Origin of the sequence: Luteimonas viscosa (genome assembly GCF_008244685.1) — a bacterium.
GTDB classification, from domain to species: domain Bacteria; phylum Pseudomonadota; class Gammaproteobacteria; order Xanthomonadales; family Xanthomonadaceae; genus Luteimonas; species Luteimonas viscosa.
In genome coordinates this window covers 2,864,772-2,889,237 of record NZ_VTFT01000001.1, presented here as the reverse complement: position 1 = coordinate 2,889,237, position 24,466 = coordinate 2,864,772, and the positions used below count along the sequence as shown (strand labels likewise).

At 71.5% G+C, this 24,466-nt stretch carries 29 protein-coding genes and 1 tRNA gene; 8 read left to right on the top strand and 22 right to left on the bottom strand.

Going from position 1 to position 24,466, the window contains the following annotated elements; genetic code table 11:
- The first annotated feature begins 22 nt into the window (after nucleotides 1-22).
- On the top strand, nucleotides 23-844 hold the full coding sequence (locus FZO89_RS12815; RefSeq protein WP_149103622.1) for a hypothetical protein: 822 nt from the start codon (nucleotides 23-25) through the stop codon (nucleotides 842-844).
- Between the two features lie 194 nt (nucleotides 845-1,038).
- Here FZO89_RS12815 and FZO89_RS12810 read toward each other — a convergent pair whose 3' ends face one another.
- From FZO89_RS12810 to birA, 7 genes are all read right to left on the bottom strand, one after another.
- A complete protein-coding gene (locus tag FZO89_RS12810; protein WP_149103621.1) occupies nucleotides 1,039-1,239 on the bottom strand; it encodes a CsbD family protein in 201 nt (66 codons plus the stop codon).
- 263 nt (nucleotides 1,240-1,502) lie between these two features.
- Complete coding sequence (locus FZO89_RS12805; RefSeq protein WP_149103620.1) at nucleotides 1,503-1,658, bottom strand: entericidin A/B family lipoprotein; 156 nt, start codon at nucleotides 1,656-1,658, stop codon at nucleotides 1,503-1,505.
- Between the two features lie 179 nt (nucleotides 1,659-1,837).
- Nucleotides 1,838-2,761 (bottom strand): arginase, encoded by a 924-nt coding sequence (gene rocF / locus FZO89_RS12800; RefSeq protein WP_149103619.1) that lies wholly within the window; start codon nucleotides 2,759-2,761, stop codon nucleotides 1,838-1,840.
- Between the two features lie 236 nt (nucleotides 2,762-2,997).
- A tRNA-Thr gene (locus FZO89_RS12795) sits at nucleotides 2,998-3,073 on the bottom strand.
- Nucleotides 3,074-3,125: 52 nt separating this feature from the next.
- Entirely contained in the window at nucleotides 3,126-3,917 is a 792-nt protein-coding gene (locus FZO89_RS12790; RefSeq protein WP_149103618.1) for an SPOR domain-containing protein, read from the bottom strand.
- A gap of 9 nt (nucleotides 3,918-3,926) precedes the next feature.
- Nucleotides 3,927-4,664, bottom strand: coding sequence for a type III pantothenate kinase (locus FZO89_RS12785; RefSeq protein WP_149103617.1), 738 nt, complete (start codon nucleotides 4,662-4,664; stop codon nucleotides 3,927-3,929).
- Nucleotides 4,661-5,656, bottom strand: coding sequence for a bifunctional biotin--[acetyl-CoA-carboxylase] ligase/biotin operon repressor BirA (gene birA / locus FZO89_RS12780; RefSeq protein ID WP_149103616.1), 996 nt, complete (start codon nucleotides 5,654-5,656; stop codon nucleotides 4,661-4,663). Before birA ends, FZO89_RS12785 begins: the two co-directional genes overlap by 4 nt.
- Nucleotides 5,657-5,850: 194 nt before the next feature.
- Here birA and FZO89_RS18550 point away from each other — a divergent pair, with 194 nt between their 5' ends.
- Entirely contained in the window at nucleotides 5,851-6,132 is a 282-nt protein-coding gene (locus tag FZO89_RS18550; protein ID WP_187471147.1) for a hypothetical protein, read from the top strand.
- 13 nt (nucleotides 6,133-6,145) lie between these two features.
- Entirely contained in the window at nucleotides 6,146-6,892 is a 747-nt protein-coding gene (locus tag FZO89_RS12775; RefSeq protein WP_262378651.1) for a M90 family metallopeptidase, read from the top strand.
- 40 nt (nucleotides 6,893-6,932) lie between these two features.
- Here the strand turns inward: FZO89_RS12775 and FZO89_RS12770 are convergent, their stop codons facing one another.
- From FZO89_RS12770 to FZO89_RS12710, 13 genes are all read right to left on the bottom strand, one after another.
- Entirely contained in the window at nucleotides 6,933-8,357 is a 1,425-nt protein-coding gene (locus tag FZO89_RS12770; RefSeq protein WP_262378650.1) for an ATP-binding protein, read from the bottom strand.
- 137 nt (nucleotides 8,358-8,494) lie between these two features.
- Nucleotides 8,495-9,181, bottom strand: a complete 687-nt coding sequence (locus FZO89_RS12765; RefSeq protein WP_149103615.1) for a response regulator transcription factor — start codon at nucleotides 9,179-9,181, stop codon at nucleotides 8,495-8,497.
- Between the two features lie 67 nt (nucleotides 9,182-9,248).
- Entirely contained in the window at nucleotides 9,249-9,482 is a 234-nt protein-coding gene (locus tag FZO89_RS12760; protein WP_149103614.1) for a hypothetical protein, read from the bottom strand.
- 286 nt (nucleotides 9,483-9,768) lie between these two features.
- Entirely contained in the window at nucleotides 9,769-10,707 is a 939-nt protein-coding gene (locus FZO89_RS12755) for an arginine deiminase-related protein (protein WP_149103613.1), read from the bottom strand.
- Complete coding sequence (dusA, locus tag FZO89_RS12750; RefSeq protein ID WP_262378649.1) at nucleotides 10,704-11,738, bottom strand: tRNA dihydrouridine(20/20a) synthase DusA; 1,035 nt, start codon at nucleotides 11,736-11,738, stop codon at nucleotides 10,704-10,706. The genes FZO89_RS12755 and dusA overlap by 4 nt, the downstream gene beginning before the upstream one ends.
- 103 nt (nucleotides 11,739-11,841) lie before the next feature.
- Nucleotides 11,842-14,493 (bottom strand): putative bifunctional diguanylate cyclase/phosphodiesterase, encoded by a 2,652-nt coding sequence (locus tag FZO89_RS12745; protein ID WP_149103611.1) that lies wholly within the window; start codon nucleotides 14,491-14,493, stop codon nucleotides 11,842-11,844.
- Nucleotides 14,494-14,501: 8 nt separating this feature from the next.
- Nucleotides 14,502-14,948: a type II secretion system protein gene (locus FZO89_RS12740; protein ID WP_149103610.1), complete on the bottom strand. Its 447-nt coding sequence runs from the start codon at nucleotides 14,946-14,948 to the stop codon at nucleotides 14,502-14,504.
- A 200-nt stretch (nucleotides 14,949-15,148) separates the two neighbouring features.
- Nucleotides 15,149-15,427: a hypothetical protein gene (locus FZO89_RS12735; RefSeq protein ID WP_149103609.1), complete on the bottom strand. Its 279-nt coding sequence runs from the start codon at nucleotides 15,425-15,427 to the stop codon at nucleotides 15,149-15,151.
- Nucleotides 15,424-16,317 (bottom strand): NAD(P)/FAD-dependent oxidoreductase, encoded by an 894-nt coding sequence (locus FZO89_RS12730; RefSeq protein WP_149103608.1) that lies wholly within the window; start codon nucleotides 16,315-16,317, stop codon nucleotides 15,424-15,426. Before FZO89_RS12730 ends, FZO89_RS12735 begins: the two co-directional genes overlap by 4 nt.
- Nucleotides 16,318-16,465: 148 nt before the next feature.
- Nucleotides 16,466-16,972 (bottom strand): hypothetical protein, encoded by a 507-nt coding sequence (locus FZO89_RS12725; protein ID WP_149103607.1) that lies wholly within the window; start codon nucleotides 16,970-16,972, stop codon nucleotides 16,466-16,468.
- A gap of 14 nt (nucleotides 16,973-16,986) precedes the next feature.
- Complete coding sequence (locus FZO89_RS12720) at nucleotides 16,987-17,736, bottom strand: HAD family hydrolase (RefSeq protein WP_149103606.1); 750 nt, start codon at nucleotides 17,734-17,736, stop codon at nucleotides 16,987-16,989.
- Between the two features lie 148 nt (nucleotides 17,737-17,884).
- Nucleotides 17,885-18,343, bottom strand: coding sequence for an EF-hand domain-containing protein (locus FZO89_RS12715; protein WP_262378648.1), 459 nt, complete (start codon nucleotides 18,341-18,343; stop codon nucleotides 17,885-17,887).
- Between the two features lie 137 nt (nucleotides 18,344-18,480).
- On the bottom strand, nucleotides 18,481-18,672 hold the full coding sequence (locus tag FZO89_RS12710; protein ID WP_262378647.1) for a CPXCG motif-containing cysteine-rich protein: 192 nt from the start codon (nucleotides 18,670-18,672) through the stop codon (nucleotides 18,481-18,483).
- Between the two features lie 83 nt (nucleotides 18,673-18,755).
- Here FZO89_RS12710 and FZO89_RS12705 point away from each other — a divergent pair, with 83 nt between their 5' ends.
- The gene (locus FZO89_RS12705) at nucleotides 18,756-19,952 is read left to right on the top strand and encodes a PQQ-dependent sugar dehydrogenase (RefSeq protein ID WP_149103604.1); all 1,197 of its coding nucleotides are present in this window, start codon (nucleotides 18,756-18,758) and stop codon (nucleotides 19,950-19,952) included.
- 16 nt (nucleotides 19,953-19,968) lie between these two features.
- Here FZO89_RS12705 and FZO89_RS12700 read toward each other — a convergent pair whose 3' ends face one another.
- Together FZO89_RS12700 and FZO89_RS12695 are read right to left on the bottom strand one after the other, a co-directional pair.
- The gene (locus FZO89_RS12700) at nucleotides 19,969-20,769 is read right to left on the bottom strand and encodes a lytic transglycosylase domain-containing protein (RefSeq protein ID WP_149103603.1); all 801 of its coding nucleotides are present in this window, start codon (nucleotides 20,767-20,769) and stop codon (nucleotides 19,969-19,971) included.
- A 132-nt stretch (nucleotides 20,770-20,901) separates the two neighbouring features.
- Nucleotides 20,902-21,324, bottom strand: a complete 423-nt coding sequence (locus FZO89_RS12695; protein ID WP_149103602.1) for a DUF4920 domain-containing protein — start codon at nucleotides 21,322-21,324, stop codon at nucleotides 20,902-20,904.
- Between the two features lie 99 nt (nucleotides 21,325-21,423).
- Here FZO89_RS12695 and FZO89_RS12690 point away from each other — a divergent pair, with 99 nt between their 5' ends.
- The 4 genes from FZO89_RS12690 (at nucleotide 21,424) to rarD (ending at nucleotide 24,415) form a co-directional block, all read left to right on the top strand.
- The gene (locus FZO89_RS12690; RefSeq protein WP_262378646.1) at nucleotides 21,424-21,942 is read left to right on the top strand and encodes an adenine phosphoribosyltransferase; all 519 of its coding nucleotides are present in this window, start codon (nucleotides 21,424-21,426) and stop codon (nucleotides 21,940-21,942) included.
- A gap of 12 nt (nucleotides 21,943-21,954) precedes the next feature.
- On the top strand, nucleotides 21,955-22,311 hold the full coding sequence (locus FZO89_RS12685; RefSeq protein ID WP_149103600.1) for an MmcQ/YjbR family DNA-binding protein: 357 nt from the start codon (nucleotides 21,955-21,957) through the stop codon (nucleotides 22,309-22,311).
- Nucleotides 22,312-22,574: 263 nt separating this feature from the next.
- Nucleotides 22,575-23,507, top strand: a complete 933-nt coding sequence (gene yedA / locus FZO89_RS12680; protein WP_149103599.1) for a drug/metabolite exporter YedA — start codon at nucleotides 22,575-22,577, stop codon at nucleotides 23,505-23,507.
- Complete coding sequence (rarD, locus tag FZO89_RS12675; protein WP_262378645.1) at nucleotides 23,504-24,415, top strand: EamA family transporter RarD; 912 nt, start codon at nucleotides 23,504-23,506, stop codon at nucleotides 24,413-24,415. The genes yedA and rarD overlap by 4 nt, the downstream gene beginning before the upstream one ends.
- The last annotated feature ends 51 nt before the right edge of the window (nucleotides 24,416-24,466 follow it).

Genomic DNA, 24,466 nt, shown 5'->3' with positions numbered 1-24,466 from the left:
GACCCGCCCGGAGATCCCGACCATGATCCGCAAACACGCCCCGGCCGCGCTGGCCGCCTTCGTCGTCCTGCTGGCTGCGACGCCCGCCGCCGCCCGTTCGCTGGTCCGCATCGACGTGGTGGATCGCGACAGCGGCCGGTGGCTGCCCGAGTATCGGCATCGGCATGAATCCTGGATCGCGGGAACGCCCGGGCACCGCTACGGGGTACGTCTGACCAACAACACGGGCGAACGGGTGCTGGTGGTGCTCTCGGTCGACGGCGTCAACGCCGTCACCGGCCAGACCGCGCACCCCTCGCAGACCGGCTACGTACTGGCGCCCTGGCAGAGCACCGAGATCACCGGCTGGCGCAAGTCGTACCAGGACGTGGCCGGTTTCGTGTTCACCGCCTTGCCCGACAGTTATGCCGCGCGCACCGGCCGCCCGGACGACGTCGGCACGATCGGGGTGGCCGTATTCCGAGAACGCGCCGATCGACATCAGCACCCGTATCCGCCGCCGTCGCCGCCGATCGCCCACGGTGCGGACGCCGGGAAGTCGCGCCGCGCTGCGCCTGCCACCAAGGCTGAACAGTCGGCGGATGCATACCACGCGGATGACGGGCTGGCCCGGCAACAGATCGGCACCGGACACGGTCGGCGCGAATGGTCCCCGGTCGGGCAGACCTCGTTCGCACGCGCCAGCGCGCGTCCGGCACAGCTCACGCAGCTGCGCTACGACGCGCCGCAGGCGCTCGCCGCGCGCGGGATCGTGCCATCGCCTGCTCCTCCGGCGTGGCATCGCGAGCGGCCGCGGGCCTTCCCGGGCAGGTTCGTGGCGGATCCGCCGGGGCACTGGCGTTGAAGTGATCCGGCGCGCGCGCCGGCCACCGCCCCGCATCGGGCTGACGATCACCTGCGGATGGACGTCGGCACAAAGCAAAGGGCCGGCGGTGCCGGCCCTTGCCCGTGACATCCCTTCTGGTTGCTGCGGGTGCGGGCTCGCGCGAGGCGTTGCCACCCTTCGTCGCGGCCGCGCGTCTCGCGGCTACGGCTGCATCAGTTCAGGGTCTTCTCGAAGTCGCGCACTTCCTGCTCGGCGCGCTCGCGCTCCCAGCCATAGCGCTCCTGCAGCTTGCCCGCGAGGTACTTGCTGTCGCCTTCGGCAACGTCGAACACGTCGTCGGTCAGGTCGCCCCACTTGGCCTGGGCCTGACCCTTGAGCTGGGTCCACTTGCCGGCAATGATGTCTTTGTTCATGGCTGCATTCCTTGGGTTCGTTGATGGTGGGACATCGGTGCGATGGTTCCGCTGCGCATCGATGGCTCCATCATTGCGGCGGACGCATCACGGCCGGATCAAGGATTCGTAAGGCGGTATTCACAACGATGACTTGCGGCGCGCGCGAATTCAGTTTCGATGCTTCTTCGATCGCGCAGCGACGCAATCCGGGACAGGACCGCGCCGGAAAAAGAGAAAGCCGGCAATGCCGGCTTTCCCGAAACGCGTTCGTGCGGGGTCGATCACTTCGGATCGGTGCCGCCCGTGTCGTCGGCCGCGTCCTCGATCTTGTCGCCGACCTTCTCGACGTCCTGGCCGAAGCCCTTCGTCGTGTTGCACGCCGACAGCATGCCGACCGAGAACATGGCAAGCAGCATCATGGCCATCAAACGCTTCATCTGGTTTCTCCTGGAGGCTTTTCGATGCGATCGCGGATCGTCCGCGTTCGTCCCGGACATAAGACGCTGGCGGGCGTGAAATCCGCGTTGACTGCAAGGCGCAACACCCGGTAGTGCCTCGGGGCGCGCGGGCGATGTTCAGGCTTGTCGCCGCGGCGTGACGGCGCGGTGGGGTCGCGTCAGTCGCGCATGAGCGTGGACTTGCCGAACAGGCTTTCGACCAGGTCGACGGCGAGTTCGGCGGTCGCATTGCGGTTGTCCAGCGCCGGGTTCACCTCGACGATATCGAGCGATCGCAGCCGGCCGCTGTCGGCGATCATTTCCATGATCAGCTGCGCCTCGCGGTAGTTGACGCCGCCCGGGATGGGCGTGCCCGTGCCCGGCGCGATGGTCGGGTCGAGGATGTCGACATCGAAGCTCACGTGCAGGTGGGTGTCGCGATCGAGGCCTTGCAGGGCCTGTTCCATCGCCCGCTTCATCCCGACCTCGTCGATGTAGCGCATGTCGTAGATGTCGAGCCGGTGTTCCTTGACCAGACGCTTCTCGTCCTGGTCCACCGAGCGGATGCCGAGTTGCCGCACCTGGCTGGGCACGATCGCGGGCACGTGTCCGCCGATCCGGGTGAGTGCGTCGGGGCCGATGCCGCACAGGCAGGCGACCGGCATGCCGTGGACATTGCCCGAGGGCGTGATCGTGCTGGTGTTGAAGTCGGTGTGCGCATCCAGCCACAGCACCCGCAGGCTCCTGCCCTCGCGGCGGCAGTGCGCTGCGACCGCGGCGATCGAGCCGATCGCCAGGCAATGGTCGCCGCCGAGCATCACCGGCATGCGGCCGTCGCGGAGGATGGCCTGCGTGGTTTCGAACACCCCCTGGTTCCAGGCCACCACCTGGTCGAGGTGGCGGTAGCCATCGACCGGCCCGAGCCAGGGATTCTTCGGCCCCGGGACGTCGCCGGCATCGGCGATGTCGACGCCACGCGCCCTGAGCGCCTCGCCGAGGCCGGCGACGCGCAGCGCCTCCGGTCCCATCGACGCGCCGCGCGTGCCCGCGCCGACATCGGTGGGCACGCCGAACATCGAGACCGGGGGATAGCGCTGGTCCATGGCGGATGGTTTCTCGTGCAAGGGTCCGGGCCGGCAGTCTAGCGACCCGGCGAGCCAGCCCGATGTCGCAGCGCAGCAAGCGCGGGCCGTGCACGGGCGAAACAGGCGGGATCGGTGCCACCGCTGTCCGCAGGCACGATGCGGACTGACGTGGCGGGGCTGGTGGATGAATCGTTCCCGGAACCGGCCGGCCGGATGCCGCCCCGGAATCGGCCTGCAGGCCCGGTCGCCGGACGTGGTGCCGCTTATCCGATTCGAACGGATGACCTACCGCTTACAAGGCGGTTGCTCTACCAGCTGAGCTAAAGCGGCGCTGTCGTCGGCGGCGCCGGCGTCGACCGGAAGGCATTCTAGCCCACGCCCCTCAAGGTACCGCCGCTGCGGGCTCGCATTCGATGGGCTCGCCCTGCGCCGCGCCGGCCGCACGCCTGAGCACGTCGGGGTCGACGTGCTCGCCGGCGACGACGTCGACCCAGTGCCGGGTCTGGCCATCGCCTCCGATCGGCTCGGCGACCGCGGCGAATCCTGCCGCCTGCAGCGCCGCGACGTGGCGCTGCGCGGCGGCCTCGCCTCCGAACCGGCCGAGGGCGATGTCGACGGTGCCGTCTTCCGCGGCGGGCAGGAGATAGTGGTCGTCGAAGCCGGCGGCGGACAGCCGCGTCGCGGCGGCATCGGCGGCCGCCCGGTCCGGCAGCGCCGACAGTTGCACGTTCCAGCCACGCGGCGCCGGCCGCACCTGTCGGGTCGCCACGCCCCGCACCGCCGGCCGAAGTTGCGCGGCCGCGCGCCCGGCCGCGGCAGCGTCCGCGAACGGACCGAAGCTGTGGCAGACGGTGGCCACGGCCGGGGCCGCGGCGGCCTCCCGGGCCGGGGTCGTTTCGCCGGCTTCCGTCGCCGCTGTGGTCGGCCCGGGACCGGCCGTCGCAGCGGCCTGGTCCCGCGCATCCCGTGCCTCCGGCGCGCCGGGCGGAACCGTCACCGGCGCGCGGGCCGGGGCCGCGGGGTCCGCCGACTCTTCCAGCAGTCTCAGCGGTTCCACCCCTCGCGGCAGCGGCAGCTCGTCGGCGGACGGCGCGTCGTCACCACGCGTCGCCCACCACAGCGCGACACCGAGGTTGAGGATCAGCAGCAGGACGATCAGGGCGCGGGCGAACATCGGTCGATTCTAGGGGCTCGGTCCGCTCCGGGCCCAGTGCGCCAGGCCGCGCAGCACCAGCGAGGGATCATGCTCGGCGTCGCGCAGGTGCGGCAGCAACGCTTCGGCACCGCCGCCGTGCAGCAGCAGCGGCACCGGCGCGCCGCAGGCATCTGCCGCCGCCGCCAGACTGCGTTCGACCAGGGCCAGCGCCGCACCGAGGCAACCCGAGGCCAGCGCGTCGTCGGTGTCGGCCGCGAACTCGCGATAGTGGCCGCCGTCGGCCACCAGTTGCGCCGCCTTCGCCTGCAGCGCCTCGCGCATGAGCGCCGGCGACGGCGCGATCCGTCCGCCATGGTGGCGGCCGCCGGCGTCGACCAGATCGATGGTCAGCGCGGTGCCCACGCCCGCCACCAGCCACGCGCCACCGCGCGCGTGCGCGGCGAGCATCGCCAGGAACCGGTCCACGCCGAGCCTTTCCGGCGCGGCGTAGGCGATCCGAAGGCCGTCCCAGGCGCGCTGCGTCGCCGCCAGGCCGATGCGGCCGCAGCGCGCGGCGAGCGCCTCCAGCAGTGCGGTGCGCAACGCCGGCGAAGCGACGCTCGCCACGTGCGCCGCGTCGATGCGCGGCGGCAGGCAGTCGATCCAGCCTTCGGCCAGGGCCACGCCGTCGTGGGCGAACGCCAGCACCTCGCCCGGGCTCGCGTCCGCCTGCAGTGGCGCGCACTTGAGCCGCGAGTTGCCGAGGTCGAACAGCCAGTCGCTCATGGCGTGCGATCCGTGCGTCGCAGGCTGACTTCGCCGGCATGGAAGCAGCGCTCGCCCTGCCCCAGCCGCACGCGCAGCGCGCCGTCCGCGGCGAGGCCCAGCGCGATGCCGTCATGCAGGCCGTCGCCCGAATGTACCTGCACAGATTGCCCGGCCAGCACGTCGTGCGCGGCGTACTGCGCCAGGAATGGCGCGAGCCCCTCGCGGTCGAAGCGCACCAGCGCCGGCAGCAGTCGCGCCAGCACGCCGGCGGCAAGCATGCTGCGCGGGGGAGGATGCGCCAGCGCCTGCAGGTCGAGCCAGGGCTGGTCGATGCCGGCACCGGCCTGCGCCGGCATGCGCACGTTGAGGCCGATGCCGACCACCGCGCGCGCCGGCCCGGCATGCTCTCCGCCGCCCTCGACCAGGATGCCGCCGAGCTTGCGCAGTCGCCCGTCATCGGCGACGACCACGTCGTTCGGCCATTTCAGCCGGGCCTGCGCGAACCCCAGCGCATGCAGCGCCTCGACCACCGCGACCCCCGCCACCAGGCTCAGCCCGCCCAGGCGCGCCAGTCCGGCATCGAAGCGCCGCGCCACCGAGAGATACAGGTTGGCCGCCAGCGGCGAAGCCCACGGCCGCCCGCGACGGCCGCGGCCGCCGGTCTGGCGCTCGGCAAGCAGGACGTGCGCGCCCGCGGAGTGGTCCTTGCGCCGCAGCAGTTCGGAACTGGTCGAATCCAGCGACCATGCCACCTCGAGCGCGGCGACATCCGCGCGTACGGCCGGCGGCAGCGCGAGCAGGATCCGGTCCGGGTCGAGCAGGTCGACCGGAGCGGACAACGCATAGCCACGCCCGGCCCGGGCGTCGATCGCGACGCCCGCCTCGCGCAGGCCTTCGATCCGCTTCCACACCGCCGCGCGGGTCAGGCCGGACTCGCGCGCCAGCACGTCGCCGGACACCGGTCCGGCGACCAGGCGCTCCAGCAGGGCGCGATCGGCGGCCGTGGTCATGGGACGTTGTGGCGGGACATGCCCGCGATTATCCGGGATCGCCGGCAGCCGCGCGTCCCGGCGCCCGAGGCGGACTCGGCCCGGCGCGCCGCCGGCCCCGCTCGTCGCATCCCGCTTGCAACCCTCCGCGCCCTGCCCGCATCAAGGTATAGTGAACTGTTGCCACCGCAACAACTGGCCAAAGGATGGTTGCCATGGCTCCTGGACTGCGAAACCGCCTGCTGCTTTGTCTGTTGCTGGCCTGCGCCGCGCTCCCCGCGGCTGGCCGCGAGCCCGCCCTGATGGATGCCAACGGCGGCAGCGCCGGGTGCCCGGTGACCGATGCGGAAGCCGATGCCTCGGCCGTCCCCGCCGGCGACAAGCGCGCCGTCGCGCCAGCCCGCGCCCGCCCCGCGCCCGCCCGCCGCACCGGAGAGTCCGAAGCCACCACCCGCCCGCCGCGCTGGCACAGCTTCCTGCCGGGCATGATCCGCTGAGGGCTACGCGGTTGTGCCCGGGCTGATCCGGCGGCTGCTCGGCCGCGCGCCCGATCCGGTCGACGACGACACCTGGCGCCACGTCCAGGCGCGCGTACGCTGGATCCATGCGCTCGACGACACGCGTTCGCAGCGCCTGCGCGCACTGGCCACGCTGTTCCTGCAGCGCAAGACGATCACCCCGATCGAACCCTTGCAACTCGATGCGACCCGACGCGCGATCCTGGCCGCGCTGTGCTGCCTGCCGCTGCTGGAGTTCGGCGAAGAGGGCCTGCACGGCTGGTCGCAGCTGATCGTCTACCCGGATGCGTTCCGGGTGAACCGTACCCATGTCGACGCCGCCGGCGTACTGCACGAATGGGACGACGAACTGATCGGCGAAGCCTGGGACGGCGGGCCACTGATCCTGTCCTGGGCGGATGTCGAATCCGATCTGGACGACCCGCACGCCGGCTTCTGCGTGGCGGTGCACGAGATGGCGCACAAGCTCGATGCGCTCGACGGCGTGCTCGACGGCACCCCGCCGCTGCCGCGCGACTGGCAGCGCGCATGGGCACAGGACTTCCAGCGGGCGTTCGACGCGTTCGTCGCCGACGTGGACGCCGGACGCGAAGTGGCGATCGATCCCTACGCGGCCGAAGCCCCGGAGGAGTTCTTCGCCGTCTGCAGCGAATACCACTTCAGCGACCCGGCCACGCTGCGCGACGCGTTCCCGGCCGTGGCGGCGCATTTCGAACGCTTCTTCGGCCCGATCGCATAGGGCGCATGCCCGCGCCCCGCACGACGGGACGGGGCCCGTCCTACAGTCCGGGCGGCAGCCGGACCTCGAAACGCGCACCGCCGAGTTCGGCCGAGTGGCCCACCTGCAGTTCGCCGCGGTAGCTGCGCACGATGTCCTGTACGATCGACAGACCGATGCCGTGTCCCTGCACGCGCTCGTCGCCGCGCACCCCACGCTGCAGCACCAGCGGGATGCGCTCCTCCGGGATCCCCGGCCCGTCGTCGTCGACCGCCAGCAGCAGGCCGGGACGCCGGTTCGGCGCGCTGTCGCCGGGCTTGACCGTCAGCAGTACGCGCGAGCGCGCCCACTTGAAGGCATTCTCGGTGAGGTTGCCGAGCAGTTCCTGCAGGTCGCCGGGTTCGCCGTGGAAACGCGCGTCCGGGTCGATGTCGAATTCGCAGATCACGCGCTTGCCGGCATAGATCTTCTCCAGCCCCTGCACCAGCGTCTCGGCATAGGGTTCGACCTCGATCGGCGCGGCGAACAGCGTGTGCCCGCTCGAGGCGGCACGACCGAGCTGGTAGCTCACCAGGTCGTTCATTCGCTGCAGCTGGGTGGCGACGTCTGCGCGCAACTCGTCGTCGCCGGCGTCGGAATCAAGCCGCGCGCGCATCACCGCCAGCGGCGTCTTCAGGCTGTGGGCGAGGTCGGACATGGTGTTGCGCTGCTGCTCGAGGTTCTCGCGTTCGCTCTCGATCAGCGCGTTGATGCTGTCGGTGAGCGGCTCGAGCTCGCGCGGGTGGCGCTCGCCCATGCGGTGCGCCTGCCCGCGCTGCACCCGCTTGAGTTCCTCGACCACCTTGCGCAGCGGCCACAGGCTCCAGCGGACGACCAGCGTCTGCAGCAGCAGCAGGATCACGCCGGCGATGCCCAGATAGCCCCACAGCGCCGCACGGAACACGCGCACCTGGCGCGGCACGGTGCCGGCGTCCTCCATCACGTAGATCGTGTAGGGGAACTCGGCGTCGGGCGCGGAGTCCTGCGAGGCCCAGACCATGCCCAGGCCGTAGCGGTACACCTGCCCCGGGGTGCCGTCGCTGCGGGTCATCGGCAGCGGGCCTTCGAACGTCTCCTCGCCGCCGGCGAGCATCGTCGCCTCGGGCAGTTGCGGGCCGGAGGCCGAGCGGGAGATCCAGCCGCCGTTGGGCAGCACGATCTCCGCGTACAGGCCGCTGCCGGGCCGGTCGAATCGGTCGTCCGGCCCGTTGTCGGGCGAGTAGAGGTCGCCATTGCGAAGGAACTCGACATCGCCCGCATAGGCGAACACGTAGTTGCGCAGGCGATCGCGCTGGCCTTCGCTGGCGACGTCGAGGAACGCGCGATCGAGTGCGTAACCGGCCAGCGCGAGAAACGCCACCAGGCCGAGGCTGGCGGCCATCAGCTGCCGCGCCTGCAGCGAGCGCGGGCGCCACGGCAGCACGCGTGCGGACTTGCCGGTACTCATCGGATCAGGGTCGGCTCATTCGGCTCGGGCGATCGCGGGGCGGCACGGACGCCCGACCCCGGGCCGCCAAGATAGCCGATCGCGTGGCGGCGTCGCCGCGCCGTGGCGCGGCCAGCCGATCGCCGTGATGCGTGGCTTCAGCCTTCGCCGTTGCGCGGGATCGCGAACCGGTAACCGCGGCCGCGCACCGTTTCGATCGGCTTGAGCGCGCCTTCCGGGTCCAGCTTCTTGCGCAGGCGACCGATGAAGACCTCGAGCACGTTGGAGTCGCGGTCGAAATCCTGCTGGTAGATATGCTCGGTCAGGTCGGCCTTGGACACCAGCTCGCCGGCATGCATCATCAGGTACTCGAGCACCTTGTACTCGTAGCTGGTCAGATCGACGTTCTGGCCGTTGACCGTCACCGTCTGCGCGGCCAGGTCGAGCACCACCGCACCGCATTCCAGCGTCGGCTTGCTCCAGCCTGCGGCGCGGCGCACCAGGGCGTTGATCCGCGCCAGCAGTTCCTCGACGTGGAAAGGCTTGACCAGGTAGTCGTCGGCGCCCTGCTTGAGGCCGTCGACCTTGTCCTGCCAGCTCGAGCGAGCGGTCAGGATCAGCACCGGGAACTGCTTGCCCTCGTCGCGCAGCGCCTTGACCAGTTCCATGCCAGACATCTTCGGCAGGCCCAGGTCGATGATGCCGACGTCGAACGGCACTTCGCGGCCCATGTAGAGGCCCTCTTCGCCGTCCTGGGCGGCGTCCACGGCAAAGCCCTCGCGCTTCAGGCGCGCGGCCAGGGTTTCACGCAGGGGAGCTTCGTCTTCGACGAGCAGGATGCGCATGGAACGACTCCGTTCATATCAGTGGATGCGGCCAGTGTGGCCGCACTTTCCTGAACAGAGTGCAGGATCAGTCGTGGTCGCCGCGTGTAGGCGGACGCCGCGGCGGCTCGGGCCTCCGGCGCTGCGGATCGTCGACGTAGATGCGCACGCGACCGCGGTCGTCCATGGCCTTGATCCGGTTCACGTCGCGGCCGTCGGCCTGCATGCGCTCGGCACTGAGCACGCGACTGCCGCGGTTGCTGCGTTCGAAACGCCGCACCGAATCCGACAGCGCATCGCGGTTGCGGTTGGGGGGTGCCATCCGCGGTTCCCGCATGCGCTGGTCGCGCGCGTCCTCCTGTCCGGCCCCGCCCCGCTCACGCGGTGGCTGCTGCGCCCACGCCGACCCGCAGCCGGCGAGCACGAGCACGGCGGACAGGACGAGGACGCTCGGTCGGGACGACAGGACTCTCATTTCAACGGGATTCCCGGACACGCGGATGCGCAGGCCCCATTCGCGGGGGTGGATCGGCATTCTTGGCGGCGGGCGGTGAATCGTCCCTTAACTTTTCTTTCACCAACGCCCGGCGGTTCATCCCGGGCAAGGATCAGAACACTTCGGCCACGCAGCATCGCAGCGAACCGCCCGCCGCCTCGATGGCCGACAGGTCTACCTGGCAGGTGGCGAAGCCCGCCGCTTCGAGCATGCGCCGCGTGCCGGGCCGCAGCGCGCACGCGGCGGTGGCGCTCATCGAGACGGTGCCGGGGGCCAGGGCGATGGCATTGCCGGCAAAGGCGTCGCGCTCGGCTGCCGAAAGCAGGGCTGCGTGCGGGTAGAGGCGGGCGATGGCCTGCGCGACCGCGGGTACCGCGAATCCCTCCGGGCAGGCCAGCACGGCGCGGCCGGCCAGCACCGCCAGCACCACGTTGGCGTGGTATTCGCCGGGGGCGAGGTCGAACGCCAGGGTCGCGCGCAAGCCGAACGCTTCGTGCATCAGCGCGGCGCCGGCCGCATCGCAGCGTTCGGACAGGCCGCAGTAGCCCAGGCCCCGGGCGCGATCGATCACCAGCGCGCCGGTGAGCTCGCAGGCGTGCGGCTGCGTCGACAGGTCGAGTTCGGCATACCCCGCCACCTCGCGGAACCAGCCGCGGATGTCCTGCCGCGCCGCCTCGCGCCGGCGCACCGGATGGCGCATGCGGCCGATCACCAGCCGGGGCGCGAATGCACCGCCGCTGCGGGCATCCGCGCGCGCGCTGGCGAACACGTTGTTCGGGAACACGGCGTCGGGCGTTCCGGCGTCGCCTGCGAAGCAGACGGTCGGCAGCTGCCGGGAGAGCGCCGCGTGCAGCGCGCGATGCTGCTGCATCGCCAGCCCGGGCTCGAATGCCGCCGCGGCGGCCATGTAGCGGTTGTCGCTGGCGGATTCGACCGCGTGGGCGAACCCGTCCGGCGCGACCAGGAAGGCGGCGCGCGCGGTGCCCGGGCCGAAGTCCGGCGCGGTATCGCGTGCAAGCGCCAGGAACGCGTCGAGGTCGCGGGTGATCACGCCGCCAGCCCGGCCGACGGGCGGGTGGCCGCGAGCGCGCGTTCGATCAGCGACCAGTCCGCCCCGGGCCGGTGCGCGCCCTCGCTCAGCACCTGGCGGAACGCGCGCCCGCCGGGCTGGGCGTGGTACAGGCCGAGGACGTGGCGGGTGATGTGGCGCAGCGGCACCCCGCGCGCGAGCTGCGCCTCGACATGCGGCCGCAGTTCCCGCAGCAGCGCCTGGCGCGGCCGCAATGCGCCGCCGAACAGGGCGACGTCGAGCCGGTGCAGCAGATAGGGATCGTGATAGGCGGCACGACCGAGCATCGCCCCGTCCGCATGGTCCAGGTGCGCGACCGCCTCCTCGAGCGAGGCGATGCCACCGTTGATGATCACCTGCAGGTCCGGTCGCTCGCGCTTGAGCCGCCAGGCCCAGTCGTAGCGCAGCGGCGGCACCTCGCGGTTTTCCTTCGGCGACAGCCCCTTCAACCAGGCGTTGCGCGCGTGCACCACGAACATGCGACAGCCGGCGTCGGCCACGGTGTCGACGAAACCGCGGAAGCGATCCCAGTCGTGGTCGTCGTCGACCCCCAGCCGGCACTTCACCGTCACCGGCACCGGACGCTCCAGCGTGCCGACCGCCGCGATCATCGCCGCCACGCCCTCGGCCACCAGCGCCGGCTCGCGCATCAGGCATGCGCCGAAGCGGCCCGCCTGCACCCGGTCGGAGGGACAGCCGCAGTTGAGGTTGATCTCGTCGAAGCCGTACCCGGCGCCGATGCGCGCGGCCTGCGCCAGCAACGCCGGCTCGCTGCCGCCGAGCTGGAGGGCGACCGGATGCTCCGACGGATCCATTGCCAGCAGCTTCGCCCGGTCGCCATGGATCACCGCATTCGCATGCACCATCTCCGAATACAGCCGCGCGTGCGGCGCCAGCAAGCGGTGGAACACGCGGCAGTCGGTGTCGGTCCAGTCCATCATCGGGGCGACCGACAGGCGGATCGAAGTCGCGTCCGGCGTCGTCGGAGGGCTCGTCTGGGCGGGGGCTGTCATGGCGGAAGCGATGGTCGCGGACGCCGGCATTGTCGCCCGCGGGCGCCATGGCGTCGAACGCTCCGCGCCCGGGCCGGTGGGCGCCCGGCATCTGCGCCCTCGCTCAGCCGCGCGGCGTACCGGACCGGAGCATCGCGGCGAACGCGGTCGCGTCCGCCGGGCGGTGATACACGTACCCCTGGATCACGTGGCAACCCCATCGTGCGAGTTGCTCCACGTCCGGCATCGATTCCACGCCTTCGGCGACCACGTGCTTGCCGAGTTCGCGTGCCAGGCCGATCGTCGCACGGACGATCGCCGCCATCGGCGTGCCGCCATCGCCGATGCCGGAGACGAAGGAGCGGTCGATCTTCAGCGTGTCGAACGGCAGCTCGGCCAGGTAGGACAGCGAGGAGTAGCCGGTGCCGAAATCGTCGATCGCGACGGTGGCGCCGAACTCGCGCACGCGTCGCAGCTGCTGCTCGCCGGCCTCGCGGTCCAGGATCAGCGCCGTCTCGGTGATCTCGAGTTCCAGCGCGGAAGCGGGGATGCCGGCTGCCTCGACCGCGCGCCGCACCGTCTCGGCGAGCCGGCGCGAACGCAGCTGGTGGCCGGACACGTTCACCGAGACCTGCGCCAGGCGCAGGCCCGATGCGGTCCACGCCGCCAGCTGCGCGCATGCCTTGTGCAGCACCAGCTCGCCGAGGTCGTCGATCAGGCCGGTGTCCTCGGCCAGGGCGATGAAGGTCGCGGGCGGGATCGGGCCGGCGCGCGGATGGGTCCAGCGCGCGAGCGCCTCGGCGCCGACGACGCGTCCGTCGCGGCTGTCGACGCGTGCCTGGTAATGGACCTCGATCGCGCCTGCGGCGATCGCATCGCGCAGTTCGTTCTCCATCTGCAGCCTGGACCGCGCCGCGGCGTTCATCTCGGGCGCGAAGACGCGTAGCCCCCGCCCGCCGGCCCGCTTGCCCTGGTACATGGCCAGGTCGGCGTTGTGGATCAGGGTGCTGGCATCGCGGCCGTGGTCCGGGTAGAACGCGATGCCCGCGCTGAAGCCCTGCACGAATTCGCGCCCGCCGGCGCTCACCGGGCGCGAGAGCCCGTCGACGATCCGCCGCATCGCCTGCTCGGCCTCGGCGTCGCTGCGGGCGTCGGCGAGGATCACGCAGAACTCGTCGCCACCGAAGCGGCCCACGAAGTCCGTCGCCGGCAGGCTGTCGCGGATGCGCCGCCCGACCCCCGCCAGCAGTTCGTCGCCCGAGCCGTGGCCGAGGCCGTCGTTGATCGACTTGAAGCGGTCGAGGTCGAGGAACGCGACCGCGAACCGGGTACCCGCGGCCGCGGCGTCGCCGATCGCCTGCGAGACGGCCTCGAACGTCGCCAGCCGGTTCGGCAACTGGGTCAGCGGATCGTGCCTGGCCTGGAACACGAGCTGGCGGCGTCGCTCCTCGAACGCGAACGCGACCGGAATCGCCTCGGCCAGCTTTGCCGCCTGGGCCAGGGGCTGCTCCCAGGCCGGCGGCCGCGCCGTGAAACCGAGCAGCACCTGCACCGGTCGCGGCGCCTCGGCGGGCAGCAGCGCGAACACCTCGCGCACGCCATGGCCCAGGCAGGCCTCGCGCGCGCAGCCGGGCTCCACGGCATCCACGGCCAGCCATTGCCCCTGCGCCGAGCCCGTCTGCCCGCCGCGCGGATCCGGACAGGGCAGCTGTTCCACCGCGTCGCCATCGCGACGGAGCAGGCACAGCATCGTGGCGCTGTCGGCGTCCAGTGGCGGCACCACGATGCAGATCGTCGCCGGCCCGGCGAGATGGCGCAGGCGGCGCGCCACCAGGTCCAGCAGCTGCTCCAGCGACGCCCCCCCGAGCAGCAGCCGGTCGATGTCCGACAGGATGCGGAGCGTGTCGATCTGGCGCCCGATGCGCTGTTGCATCGCATCGAAGGTGCGCGTGAGCAGGGCGAATTCGTCCTCGCCCGCCTGCGTGGCCACGGTAGTGGTGCCGCCCTCGACCCGCTGGATCCGGCGCAGCAGGTCCGAAAGCGGGACCAGGACGCGCCGGATCTGGACCGAGCTCAGCAGCAGCGCGAGCAGCAGCACCGCAGCCGCGGCCGGTATCACCACGCCGCGATAGCGCAGCAGGCTGGGGCCGGCGCCCGCCACCGACACGGCCGTCCACGCCGGCGCATCGAATCCGGCCTTCAGGAACAGGTCCCAGTTCGCGGTCAGCAGGCGATCGTCGGGGTCGGTGCCGGGATGGCCGCCGCAGAACATGCGTTCACGGGCGTCGTAGACGCAGATCCGCATGTCCTGGCTCATCTCGGCCGACTCGCCCCAGAGGAAGCCCGGGGCGAGCGTGGCCACGAGCATGCGGTCGCCATCCACCCGCAGGAGCTGCGGCCTGGCGCCGTCCGGCGCGGACGTCACCTGCAGGCGTGGCGGGAGCTGCCCGACGGGCGGGCGCGGACGCACCGAGACGTCGCTGAAGTACAGTGCGAGCAGTTCGCCGTCGCGGCCGTCGGCGATCGCCAGCGCATCGACCGTCGCCAGCGCCTGGTCGGCGAGCTGCAGCCGCTCGAACACCCCGAGCGCGTAGTTCTTGGCGCCGTCGCGCAGCACCTGCACCCGCGACGCCTCGGCGTCCGCGGTCGCGGTGCGGTAGGTCATCCAGAACACGACCGATGCCGGCACCAGCGCGGCAAGGCAGAACAGCAGGAACAGGCGGCGGCCGAAGCGGCTGGCGAGGATCGCCGTGGACAGGCGTGGACCGACCCCCATGGCAGGGCTCAGAAGTCCTCGGCCAGGCCGATGTAGGCGCCGTCACGCGCGCGGATCACGTCGTCGAGGCTGTCCTTCTGGCTCACCTGCGGCTTGAAGACGCCATTCTTGCCGGCGCTGAACAGGTCGTAGTCGGAGTTGATCGGGTTGAGCCGGCGATCCTTCCGCGCCTTGCCCTTGTTTGTGGTGGTCAGGTTCGTGTAGTGGTAGGGGCGCTTCCATGGGTCCAGCAAGCCTGCGCGGCCGATGTCGGCGAGAGACGCCGGCAACGGGCCGCCCGGCAGACCCTGGAAGCGCTGGATCTCCAGCTCCATGGCCGCGATGTCCGCAACGGCCACCGCCACCCGCGCGCCCTCCATGTATCTGGAAAGCTGGGCCTGCGCGATCGTCGCCAGGATCGCGACCACGGCCACGGCGATGATGAGCTCGAGCAGCGTGAACCCCTCGCCGGCCATGGCGCGCCTTCGGGCACCGCGAACGCCGGCAAGGGGCACGCGCCGGCCGCGCCCCGGGAAGGTGCAACAGGCGCAACTGTTCGTCATGCGACGGGTTGCATGGGGAGGTGGTGGATGCGCGTCGCCATCGGCAGACGATAACGGCAGCCGCGTCTGGAAGGTGAGAACGCGCCCCGGGGTAGCACGACACGGCTTCGCCTTCATCTTTCTGAATGCCCAGGGGCGTCGGCAGTGCCCCTCGGCCGCAGCCACTGCCCCACGATCGCGGTGAGCAGGATGCAGCTGTTGGTGACGATGAACACCCAGTTGTCCAGCAGCACGCTGTAGGCGATGAAGCCGACCGAGGCCAGGCTCTGGCCGATGAACAGCCAGCGCGAAACGCCCGCGCCGGTGCCGTCCTCCACCTGCTTGCGGATCTGGCGCACCAGGGTCGCGAGCAGGATCGCCGAGGCGAGCCAGCCGATGATGTCCGGGTTCACCGCGCGGACTCCGCGTCGCCGCGCGCGGCGGGGGCGAGCTCGCCGTGCACGTGGGTCGCGGCGATCGCCGCCTGCCCGACCGCGACCGCGATCTGGTTCAGGCCGCCGACGATGTCGCCGATCGCATACAGGCCCGGCACGTGCGTCTGCTGGTGGCGGTCGACCACGATCTCGCCGCTGCGGGTGCGTTCGATGTCGAGGCCATCGAGCGGCACCGAGGTTTCGAAACCGAGGTAGGAGTACACCGTGTCCAGCGCAACCTCGCCATCCACCGCCTTGTAGCTGCAACGGCGTCCGTCGAACTGCAGTTCGCCCGCGCCGAGCCACTGCACGCCAGCCTGGCGCGCGGCCTCGCCCGCGGCTCCGCCATCGCCGCCATCGGCCGGAAGCGCGAACACCGACGAGGAGAACGCCAGCAGGAATCCGGCATGCGATCCGACCGAATCGGCCGGACCGTACACGCCGATGCGCCGGTCGCTGGCCTCGAACGCATCGCAGATCGGGCACAGCCGCAGCGCGCCGCAGGCGAGCGCGTCCTCGGCCCAGGCGGCCGGCAGGCGGTCGCGCAGGCCGGTGGCGATCATCACCACGCGGGCGTGCCAGCTGCGGCCCCCGCCCTGGACGACGAAGCCGTCGCGGTCGCGCGCCACGCGTTCCACGCGCACCGGTTCGACCGGCACCTCGAACTCGCGGGCCTGCTCCCGCAGCAGCCGCAGCAGTTCGGTCCCGGACACGCCGCCCGGGAACCCGGGGCAGTTGTTGCTCTCCGGGATCCAGCGCGCGCGGCTTTCGCCGGCATCGAGCACCACGCAGGAGCGGTGGAAGCGCCGCAGGTAGGTGGCGGCGGTCAGGCCCGCGGGCCCGCCACCGACGATCGCCACGTCGATCATGCGCTTGCTGGATCCGGAAACGGGGACGGCCACCTTAGGCCTGCCGGTCGTCTATGTAGCGAGAAGGCGGGCCGGAAGCGCGCCACGGACCCCGGGGCGATGCCGCGATGACGGCCACGCCCGCGCACCGGGACCCGCCGCGGGCCCGCTACGGGTTCGAAGGCGTGCCGGAGACCAGGGGGCGGGCCCAGCGCACGTAGCTTTCGGTGATGTCGCCGCGGATGCGCCGGTAGACGGCCGGCGCGACCTCCAGGCCGGCCGCGATCGCCTCCCACCCGGCCGCAGGGTCCTGGCGACGCGCCTCCAGCACGGTTCTGCAGGAGCGGCCGCCCGCCTGCGCCAGCGCGCAGGCGAAATAGACATCGCCCGGGCGCAACCCGCCGCCGGCGAGCGCGGCTTCCACCAGTTCGCGCGGGGCCTCGTGGTAGCGCACGATCTCGTCCACGAAGGCATCCGCGAAACGCGCGGCATAGAGGTCCATGTCGAGCAGGTGCGCGTCGATCCAGGCGTCGCCGGTGCGCGGTTGCGCCGGCGCTTGCGGCGCCGGTTCCGCGTCAGGCGCGGTGGCCGGGTTCTGCGCGACTTCCTGGGCGTGGACCAGCACGGGCCCGGGCAGCAGGGCGAGGATCGCGACCAGGGGGACGAAGGCGCGCATCGGGGCGTCCGCTGTCAGGCTTCGACGATTGTAGCCATCGCGGCGGACGCCGCGATGTCGCCGATCGCAGCCGGCAGCCCGGTCGCGTCGGCGACCTGCCGCAGCCGCGGATGGCCGGCGACATCGTCGGCCTCGTTCTCGTGCGCCCAGGTCAGGTGGTAGGGCACGTGCACGCCCCAGCCTCCGAGCCGCAGGATCGGCACGATGTCGGAGCGCATCGAGTTTCCGACCATCACGAAGCGGTCCGCCGGCACCGCGAATTCCTCGAGCAGCCGCGCATAGGCGTCGATGTCCTTCTCGCTGACGATCTCGATGCGCCGGAACAGGTCGGACAGGCCGCTGTCGCGCACCTTCGCCTCCTGGTGGAAAAGGTCGCCCTTGGTGATCAGCACCACCGGGTGCTCGGCGGCGATCGCCTCGACCGCGTCGCGAACGCCCGGCAGCAGTTCCACCGGATGGCGCAGCATGTCCTTGGCGATCTGCACGATGCGGTGCAGGTCGCGCGCCGCGATGCGTCCGTCGGTGATGTCGACCGCGGCCTCCACCATCGACAGCGCCATGCCCTTCACGCCGTAGCCGAACACCGCGATGTTGCCCTTCTCCACCGCGTAGAGCCGCTCGAGCACGCGTGCGTCGGCGAGATCGACGTGACGTCCGACGATGCGTTCGAACTCGTCCTGCGCGGCGTGGAAGTAGTCCTCGCTGCGCCACAGGGTGTCGTCGGCATCGAAGCCGACCATCTCGATCGGGGAATGCGTGGTCATCGCCACAGTATGCCGCGACGGCCGCCGGGGCATCGAGCCTCCGGGATCCCGGGCGCCGCAAACACCATCGGCGGCCCTGGGGCCGCCGATGGCTTGCACGCCTGCATGGGGGCAGGCCTGGAGAGGTTATGCGGGAAGTACCCCGCGCTCAGTCGGCACCGCCGGAAGCGTCCGGCTGCTGCGGGGCGGCCTGGGCGGCGAAGGCCTTGTACTCGTCCGGCGTCAGTTCGCCGTTGCTGTCGGCATCGGCGTCGTCGAACACCTGTGCCAGCGCCGGCACCGCCGCCGCCTCGGTCTTGCTCAGGGTTCCGCTGCCGTCGACATCGACGTCGGCCCATGTCAGCGGCTGTTGTTCGGTCGCCGGGGCGGTGGACTGCGTCGGAGCCGTCGTCGGTGCCGTGGTCGTCGGTGCCGTCGGCGCGGTCGGATCCTGCGGTGCCGGGGTTGTGGCTTCCTGTGCGAAGGCCATCGGCATCGCCAGGGCCGCGCCCAGCGCGATCATTCCGAACAGCGGCTTGCGTGCAATCTTCATCAGCTTCTCCCGTGGGGATTCGAATGTGCGCGCGGCTGGCGTGCTTGACGACCGTTTGCCGCACGGCGACACCATGCCCGCGGATCCATAAAGATCGATGCATGGCCGAAGTTAACAAGGCGTTTCGCGTTCAGCGTCGGAAGGCTGCATGCCGGCCGCCGCTGCGCGTTACGCGCGTGCGCATCCGTTTCGCGCACTACAGGCCGTAGCGATCATTCATCTTCGCGGCGCAGACGTGCATGCGGCGCGTCGGCCTCATCGAATGCGACCACGACCATCATCGGCCGGCAACACACCTGGCAGTCTTCGACGTACGACTGGTCGCCCGCGGATGCATCGAGCGCGAGCGTGACCGGTTCGCCGCAATAGGGGCAGTCGTGCGTTTCGTAATCCTGCATCGTCATGGGGTTCGGCGCTCGTGGGCCGGCATCGCCGGCTCGTCGGACGGTATCATGCGGCGACCCCCGATCCCGGTGAGGAGATTCCGATGCCACGACCCGCGCTGACCACCACCCTGCTGTCCCTGGCGCTGCTAACGGCGTGCAGCGCCAACGGCACCGCGGAACCCGCCGCTCAGTCGACGGCCGCCGACACGGCTGCGGTCGCGCAGGACGCGGGCGCACAACAGGCGCGCGAGACCCGCGAGATCGGTCCGTTCTCGGTCGAGACGGTGGCCTCGTTCGACGAGCCCTGGGCCCTGAGTTTCCTGCCCGACGGCCGCCTGCTGGTGAGCGAGAAGCCGGGCACGCTGCAGCTGGTCGACGTCGCCACGGGCCGCGCCGGCGAAGTGACCGGCGTGCCGGACGTCGTCTACGGCGGCCAGGGCGGATTCGGAGACGTGGTGCCGCATCCGCAGTTCGCCGACAACGGCATGGTGTATCTGAGCTACGCCGAAGCGGGCGACGGCGATACCGCCGGCGCGGCGGTCGCGCGCGCGCGGCTGGTGGCGGACGACGCCGGCGGCGGCGCGCTCGAGGATCTCGAGGTGATCTGGCGGCAGGTGCCGAAGGTGAGCGGGCGCGGCCATTACGCGCATCGCATCGTGTTCCACGAGGGCATGCTGTGGATCGGTTCGGGCGACCGCCAGAAGTTCGATCCCGCGCAGGACATGGCCTCGAACATGGGCAAGGTGCTGCGACTGAACGACGACGGCAGCGTGCCCGCCGACAACCCCTTCGCCGACCAGGGCGAGGTGGCCGCGCAGGTGTGGTCGCTCGGCCACCGCAATCCGCTCGGCGTCGCCTTCGACGGCAACGGCCAGCTGTGGGACATCGAAATGGGACCGAAGGGCGGCGACGAGCTCAACAAGGTCGAGCGCGGCGCCAACTACGGCTATCCGATCGTCTCCAACGGCGACCACTACGACGGACGCCCGATCCCCGACCACGACACCCGCCCGGAATTCAACGCCCCCGCGATCACGTGGACGCCGGTGATCTCGCCATCGAGCCTGGTGTTCTATTCCGGCGACCTGTTCCCGGACTGGAAGGGCGACGCCTTCGCCGGCGGCCTGTCGTCGCAGGCGCTGGTGCGGATCGAGTTCGACGGCGACCGCGCCTGGGAGGCCGAGCGCTTCGAGATGGGCGCGCGCATCCGCGGCGTACGCCAGGGGCCGGACGGCGCGCTGTGGGTGATCGAGGATGGCAAGGACGGGCGCCTGCTGAAGCTGACGCCGAAGGGCTGACGCGCATCGACCGGCGCTACTGCGCCGGTCGCTCCACCCGGAAGCCCATCGCCTCGCGATAGCGCGCGTGCAGCGCCTGTACCTTGGCGATGTAGGCCTGGGTTTCCGCATAGGGCGGCACGCCGCCGTAGCGCTGCACCGTGCCGATGCCGGCGTTGTAGGCGGCCAGCGCCAGCGTGCGGTCGTCGTCGTAGCGGCGCAGCAGCGCGCGCAGGTGGCGCGCGCCGGCGCGGATCGACTGCTGCGCGTCGAACGGATCGTCCACGCCATAGTCGGAGACCACGTCGGGCATCAGCTGCATCACGCCCTGTGCGCCCTTGGGCGAGAGCGCATCGGCGTCGAAGGCGCTTTCCGCATGCGCGATCGCGCGCAGCCAGGCGTCCTCGACCCCGGTCGCCTTCGCGGCGGCACGGAACTCTCCCGCGAATGGCTCCAGTCGCGGCGCCCCGACCTGGCCAAGCCCTTCGTGCGCCGGCTCACCCGGCGGCGTGGTCGCGGTGAAGCGCAGGTACGGGCGCGAACCCGGCAGGTTGCGGGTGCCGTAGACGAGCGTGCCGTCCTGCTCGCGTTCGTACAGGGTGCCGCTGAACACGCCCATCGAACCCCACAGGTTGGGGGTCTGCACGGCGTTGTCGTCGAGTTCCTTCGCCTCGCATTTCGATCCCGGCTCGGGCGCGGTCGAGAGGCTGACGGTGCCGTCGCGCACGCAGCGGTAGACGGTGCGGGCGTCGGCCGGGGACGCTGCCGTGGCGAGCACGAGCGCGGCCAGCAGCGCGATGGCGGCGCGGGAGCATCTTCGCGGCGGGGACGCCCCCATCCCTGCCCTTCCCCCGCAAGCGGGAGAAGGGTTCGAGCAGTGCGAAGGCAGGGGCGCCGATGCCGGGGTGGATGACGGAAACGGGCGGTCCATGGCATGCGCTTTCGCTCGCCGCGCGCGGCGCGGCGATAGTCAGGACGCGATTTCGATGCCGTCGGCGGTGATGCGGTACTCCACCGGCTCGGCGGCGATGCCCTTGCCGCTGTCGCCGCTCAGGTGCTCCACCTGTTCGGGCGTGAGTTCCTTGCGCGTCAGCACGCCGTGCACCACCGCGCTGCCGGTGGTGTCCTTCGGGATGTAGAAGTCGTGCTTGCCGAACATCACCCGCGCGCTGCGACCGTCGTCCTCGAGCATCATCCAGCAGCCCTTGGCGTGGCAGACCTCGGTGATGCGGCCGCTGAAGCGTTTCGGCGCGTCGGCATGGGCCTCGAAGTCGGCGATCGCCTGCGACACCGGCACGGTCTCGCCCGCGGGCAGGGGCTTGCCGTACGGCGTGCCGGCGGCATGTGCGACGGCGGCGCAGAAGCTCAGGACCAGGATCGGCAGCAGGCGCATGGCGGCGCTCCTTGGTAGGGGGCGGCCACGATAGCGCGAAGCCCGGGCCGCGGGCAGGGGCGATAGGATGGCCGCCTGCCCCGCTTCAGGATCGCGCCCGTGTCCGACTGGTCCCGCCTCGTCCGCGACGTCCCCGACTTTCCCAAGGCGGGCATCGTGTTCAAGGACATCACTCCGGTCCTCGCCGATGCGGCCGCGTTCGCCGGCGCCATGGCGCAGATGGCGGCGCCCTGGCGTGGCGCGCCGCCGGACGCGGTGGCCGGGATCGAGTCGCGCGGATTCATCCTCGGCGCGGCCCTGGCGCACGCGCTCGGCTGCGGCTTCGTGCCGGTGCGCAAGCCCGGCAAGCTGCCGGCGCGCACGCTGGCGCAGGACTACGCACTGGAGTACGGCAGCGACCGGCTCGAGGTCCACGTCGATGCGCTGCCGCCCGGCGCACGCGTGCTGGTCGTCGACGACGTGCTCGCCACCGGCGGCACCCTGCGCGCGGCGACCGCCCTGTTGCGCCGCCAGGGCGCCGACGTGGTCGGTGCCGACGTGCTGGTCGAACTGGCGTTCCTGCGTGGACGCGAGCGCTGGGACGACCCGGCGCCGCTGCGCGCGGCGAAGCTGCTCTAGACGCCCGTCGCGATGGACGTCGCCGCGCTCAAGCGCTACTGCGCGGGCCTGCCCGGCGCGGAAAGCCGGCTGCACGACGCGCCCGCGAACATCCTCGTGTATTCGGTCGGCGGCAAGCGCTTCGCGCACTTCAAGACCAGCGCGCCGCAGCGCTGGCGGTTCAGCCTGAAACCGCCGCCGGAACGCTTCCTCGAGCTCACCGACCAGCCCGGCATCCAGCCCGCGCGCTGGCTGGGCCGCTTCGGCTGGATCACGATCGTCGACGTGCGGACGATGCCGACTGCGGAACTGCGCGCGCTGGTCGAAGGCTCCTGGCGCAGTGCGGTGGAGAAGCTGCCGAAGCGGCGACGTCCGCCCGGCGTGACCTGAGACGGCCATGGCCGCCCCGCGCGGAGGTCGCGCCCGGGGGCTTCGCCATCGCGGCCTTCGGCGATGCGGCGGCAGAAGGCCCGCGAGCGTCGCCCGTCCCCCTGCGCGTGACGGGATCGGCCCGGACGGCGCCCGCCGCCCGTCGGTAGCCCATCCGTGAATCGCGGGTGTTCCATCGCCGCAACGGTCGCGCGCCTTAGAATGGCGGCTGTCCGGCGCGACGCGCATCCCACGTCCGCGCAGCCCCTGCCCCACGGTGCCCGATGCGTCCCTCGCCTGCATCGGTCGGCCCAGCGTCCGCGTCCACGCTCGCCATCGCCCTCGCGCTGGCGTCGGTGTACCTGGTCTGGGGCTCGACCTACCTCGCCATCCGCTTCGCGCTCGAAGGCGGCTGGCCGCCTCTGCTGATGGGCGGCGTGCGCTTCCTCGCCTGCGGCCTGGTGCTGCTGGCGGTGCTGCGCTGGCGCGGCATGGCCCTGCCCACGCCCGCGCAATGGCGCAACGCCGCGTTCGTGGGCGTGTTGCTGCTGGGCGTGGGCAACGGCCTGGTGTGCGTGGCCGAACAGACGGTGTCCTCCGGCATGGCCGCGGTCGCCGTCGCCTCGGTGCCGCTGTGGATGGCGCTGTTCGCGGTGCTGCGCGGCGAGCATCCGCGGCGGGTGGAATGGATCGGCCTGGGCGTGGGCTTCGTCGGCGTGGCCTGGCTCAATGCCGGCAGCAGCCTGAGCGCGACGCCCGGTGGCCTGGTGGCGCTGCTGGTGGCCGCGATCGCCTGGGCCTACGGTTCGATCTGGAGCCGCGGCCGCGACCTGCCCTCGCCCTTCATGTCGGCCGCCGCGCAGATGCTGTGCGGCGGCGCGGCGATGCTGGTGGCCGGGCTCGCGATCGGCGAGCGCTTCGACGGATGGCCGAGCGTTCGCGGACTGTGGGCGGTCGGTTATCTGGCCAGCTTCGGCTCGCTGGTGGGCTTCAGCGCCTACATCTGGCTGCTGCAGCACGTGCGGCCCGCGCTGGCGAGCAGCTACGCCTACGTCAACCCGGTGATCGCGGTGCTGCTCGGCATTTGGCTGGCGGGCGAGACGTTCGGCGCGCGCGACCTCGGCGCGATGGCGGTGGTGCTCTCGGGCGTGGTCGCGATCACCCTGGCGAAGGCGAAGAAGCCGGTGCCGGCCCCGGTCGCGGAAGCGGACGCGTGACGGCGCCGGGCCTCGACCGCCGCGGCCTGTGGATCGCGGTCGGCGCATTCGTCATCTGGGGGCTGATGCCGCTGTACTGGCACCTGCTCAAGGCGGTGCCGTCGCTGCAGATCGTGCTGCATCGCGCGCTGTGGTGCGCGGTGCTGGTCGCCGCCTGGCTCACACTGCGCGAGGGTCGCGGCTGGTATCGCAGCGTGCTCGCGCAGCCGCGGCTGGTGGCGATGCTGGCATCGTCGAGCGTCCTGATCGCCTTCAACTGGGGCCTGTACGTGTGGGCGGTGAATGCCGGGCACGTGGTCGAGACCAGCCTGGGCTACTTCATCAACCCGTTGCTCAACGTGGTGATCGGCGTGCTGTTCCTGCGCGAGCGGCTGTCGCCGGCGCAGTGGGTGTCGGTGGCGCTGGCGGCGTGCGGGGTGGCGTGGCTGACCTTCCACTACGGCAGCTTCCCCTGGATCGCGTTGTGCCTGGCCGGCTCGTTCGCGCTGTACGGGGTGATCCGGAAGTTCGCCGCGGTCGATGCGGTGCGCGGGCTGGGCGCGGAGAACATGTTCATGTTCGTGCCGGCGCTGGTGGCGCTGTTGTGGTTCGAGCTGCAGGGCCAGGGCGGCTTCTTCTCGCTGCGCTGGGGCGGCTGGGTCGAACTGCTGCTGGTGCTGGGCGGCGCGCTGACCGCGGTGCCGCTGATCTTTTTCGCCTTCGCGGTGCGACGCGTGCCGCTGAGCGTGGTCGGCCTGCTGCAATACCTCGCGCCGACGCTCCAGCTGCTGCTGGGCGTGTTCTTCTTCGGCGAAGCCTTCGGCGCCGACCGGGCGATCGGGTTCGCGATCATCTGGACCGGGCTGGCGGTATTCGCGATCGACGGCGCGCTCGCCGCGCGGCGGCGGGTGGTCGCCCAGCAGGCGTAGCCCGGATAAGCGCAGCGCATCCGGGGATCGCGAAACCGGGGACGCGGCGCA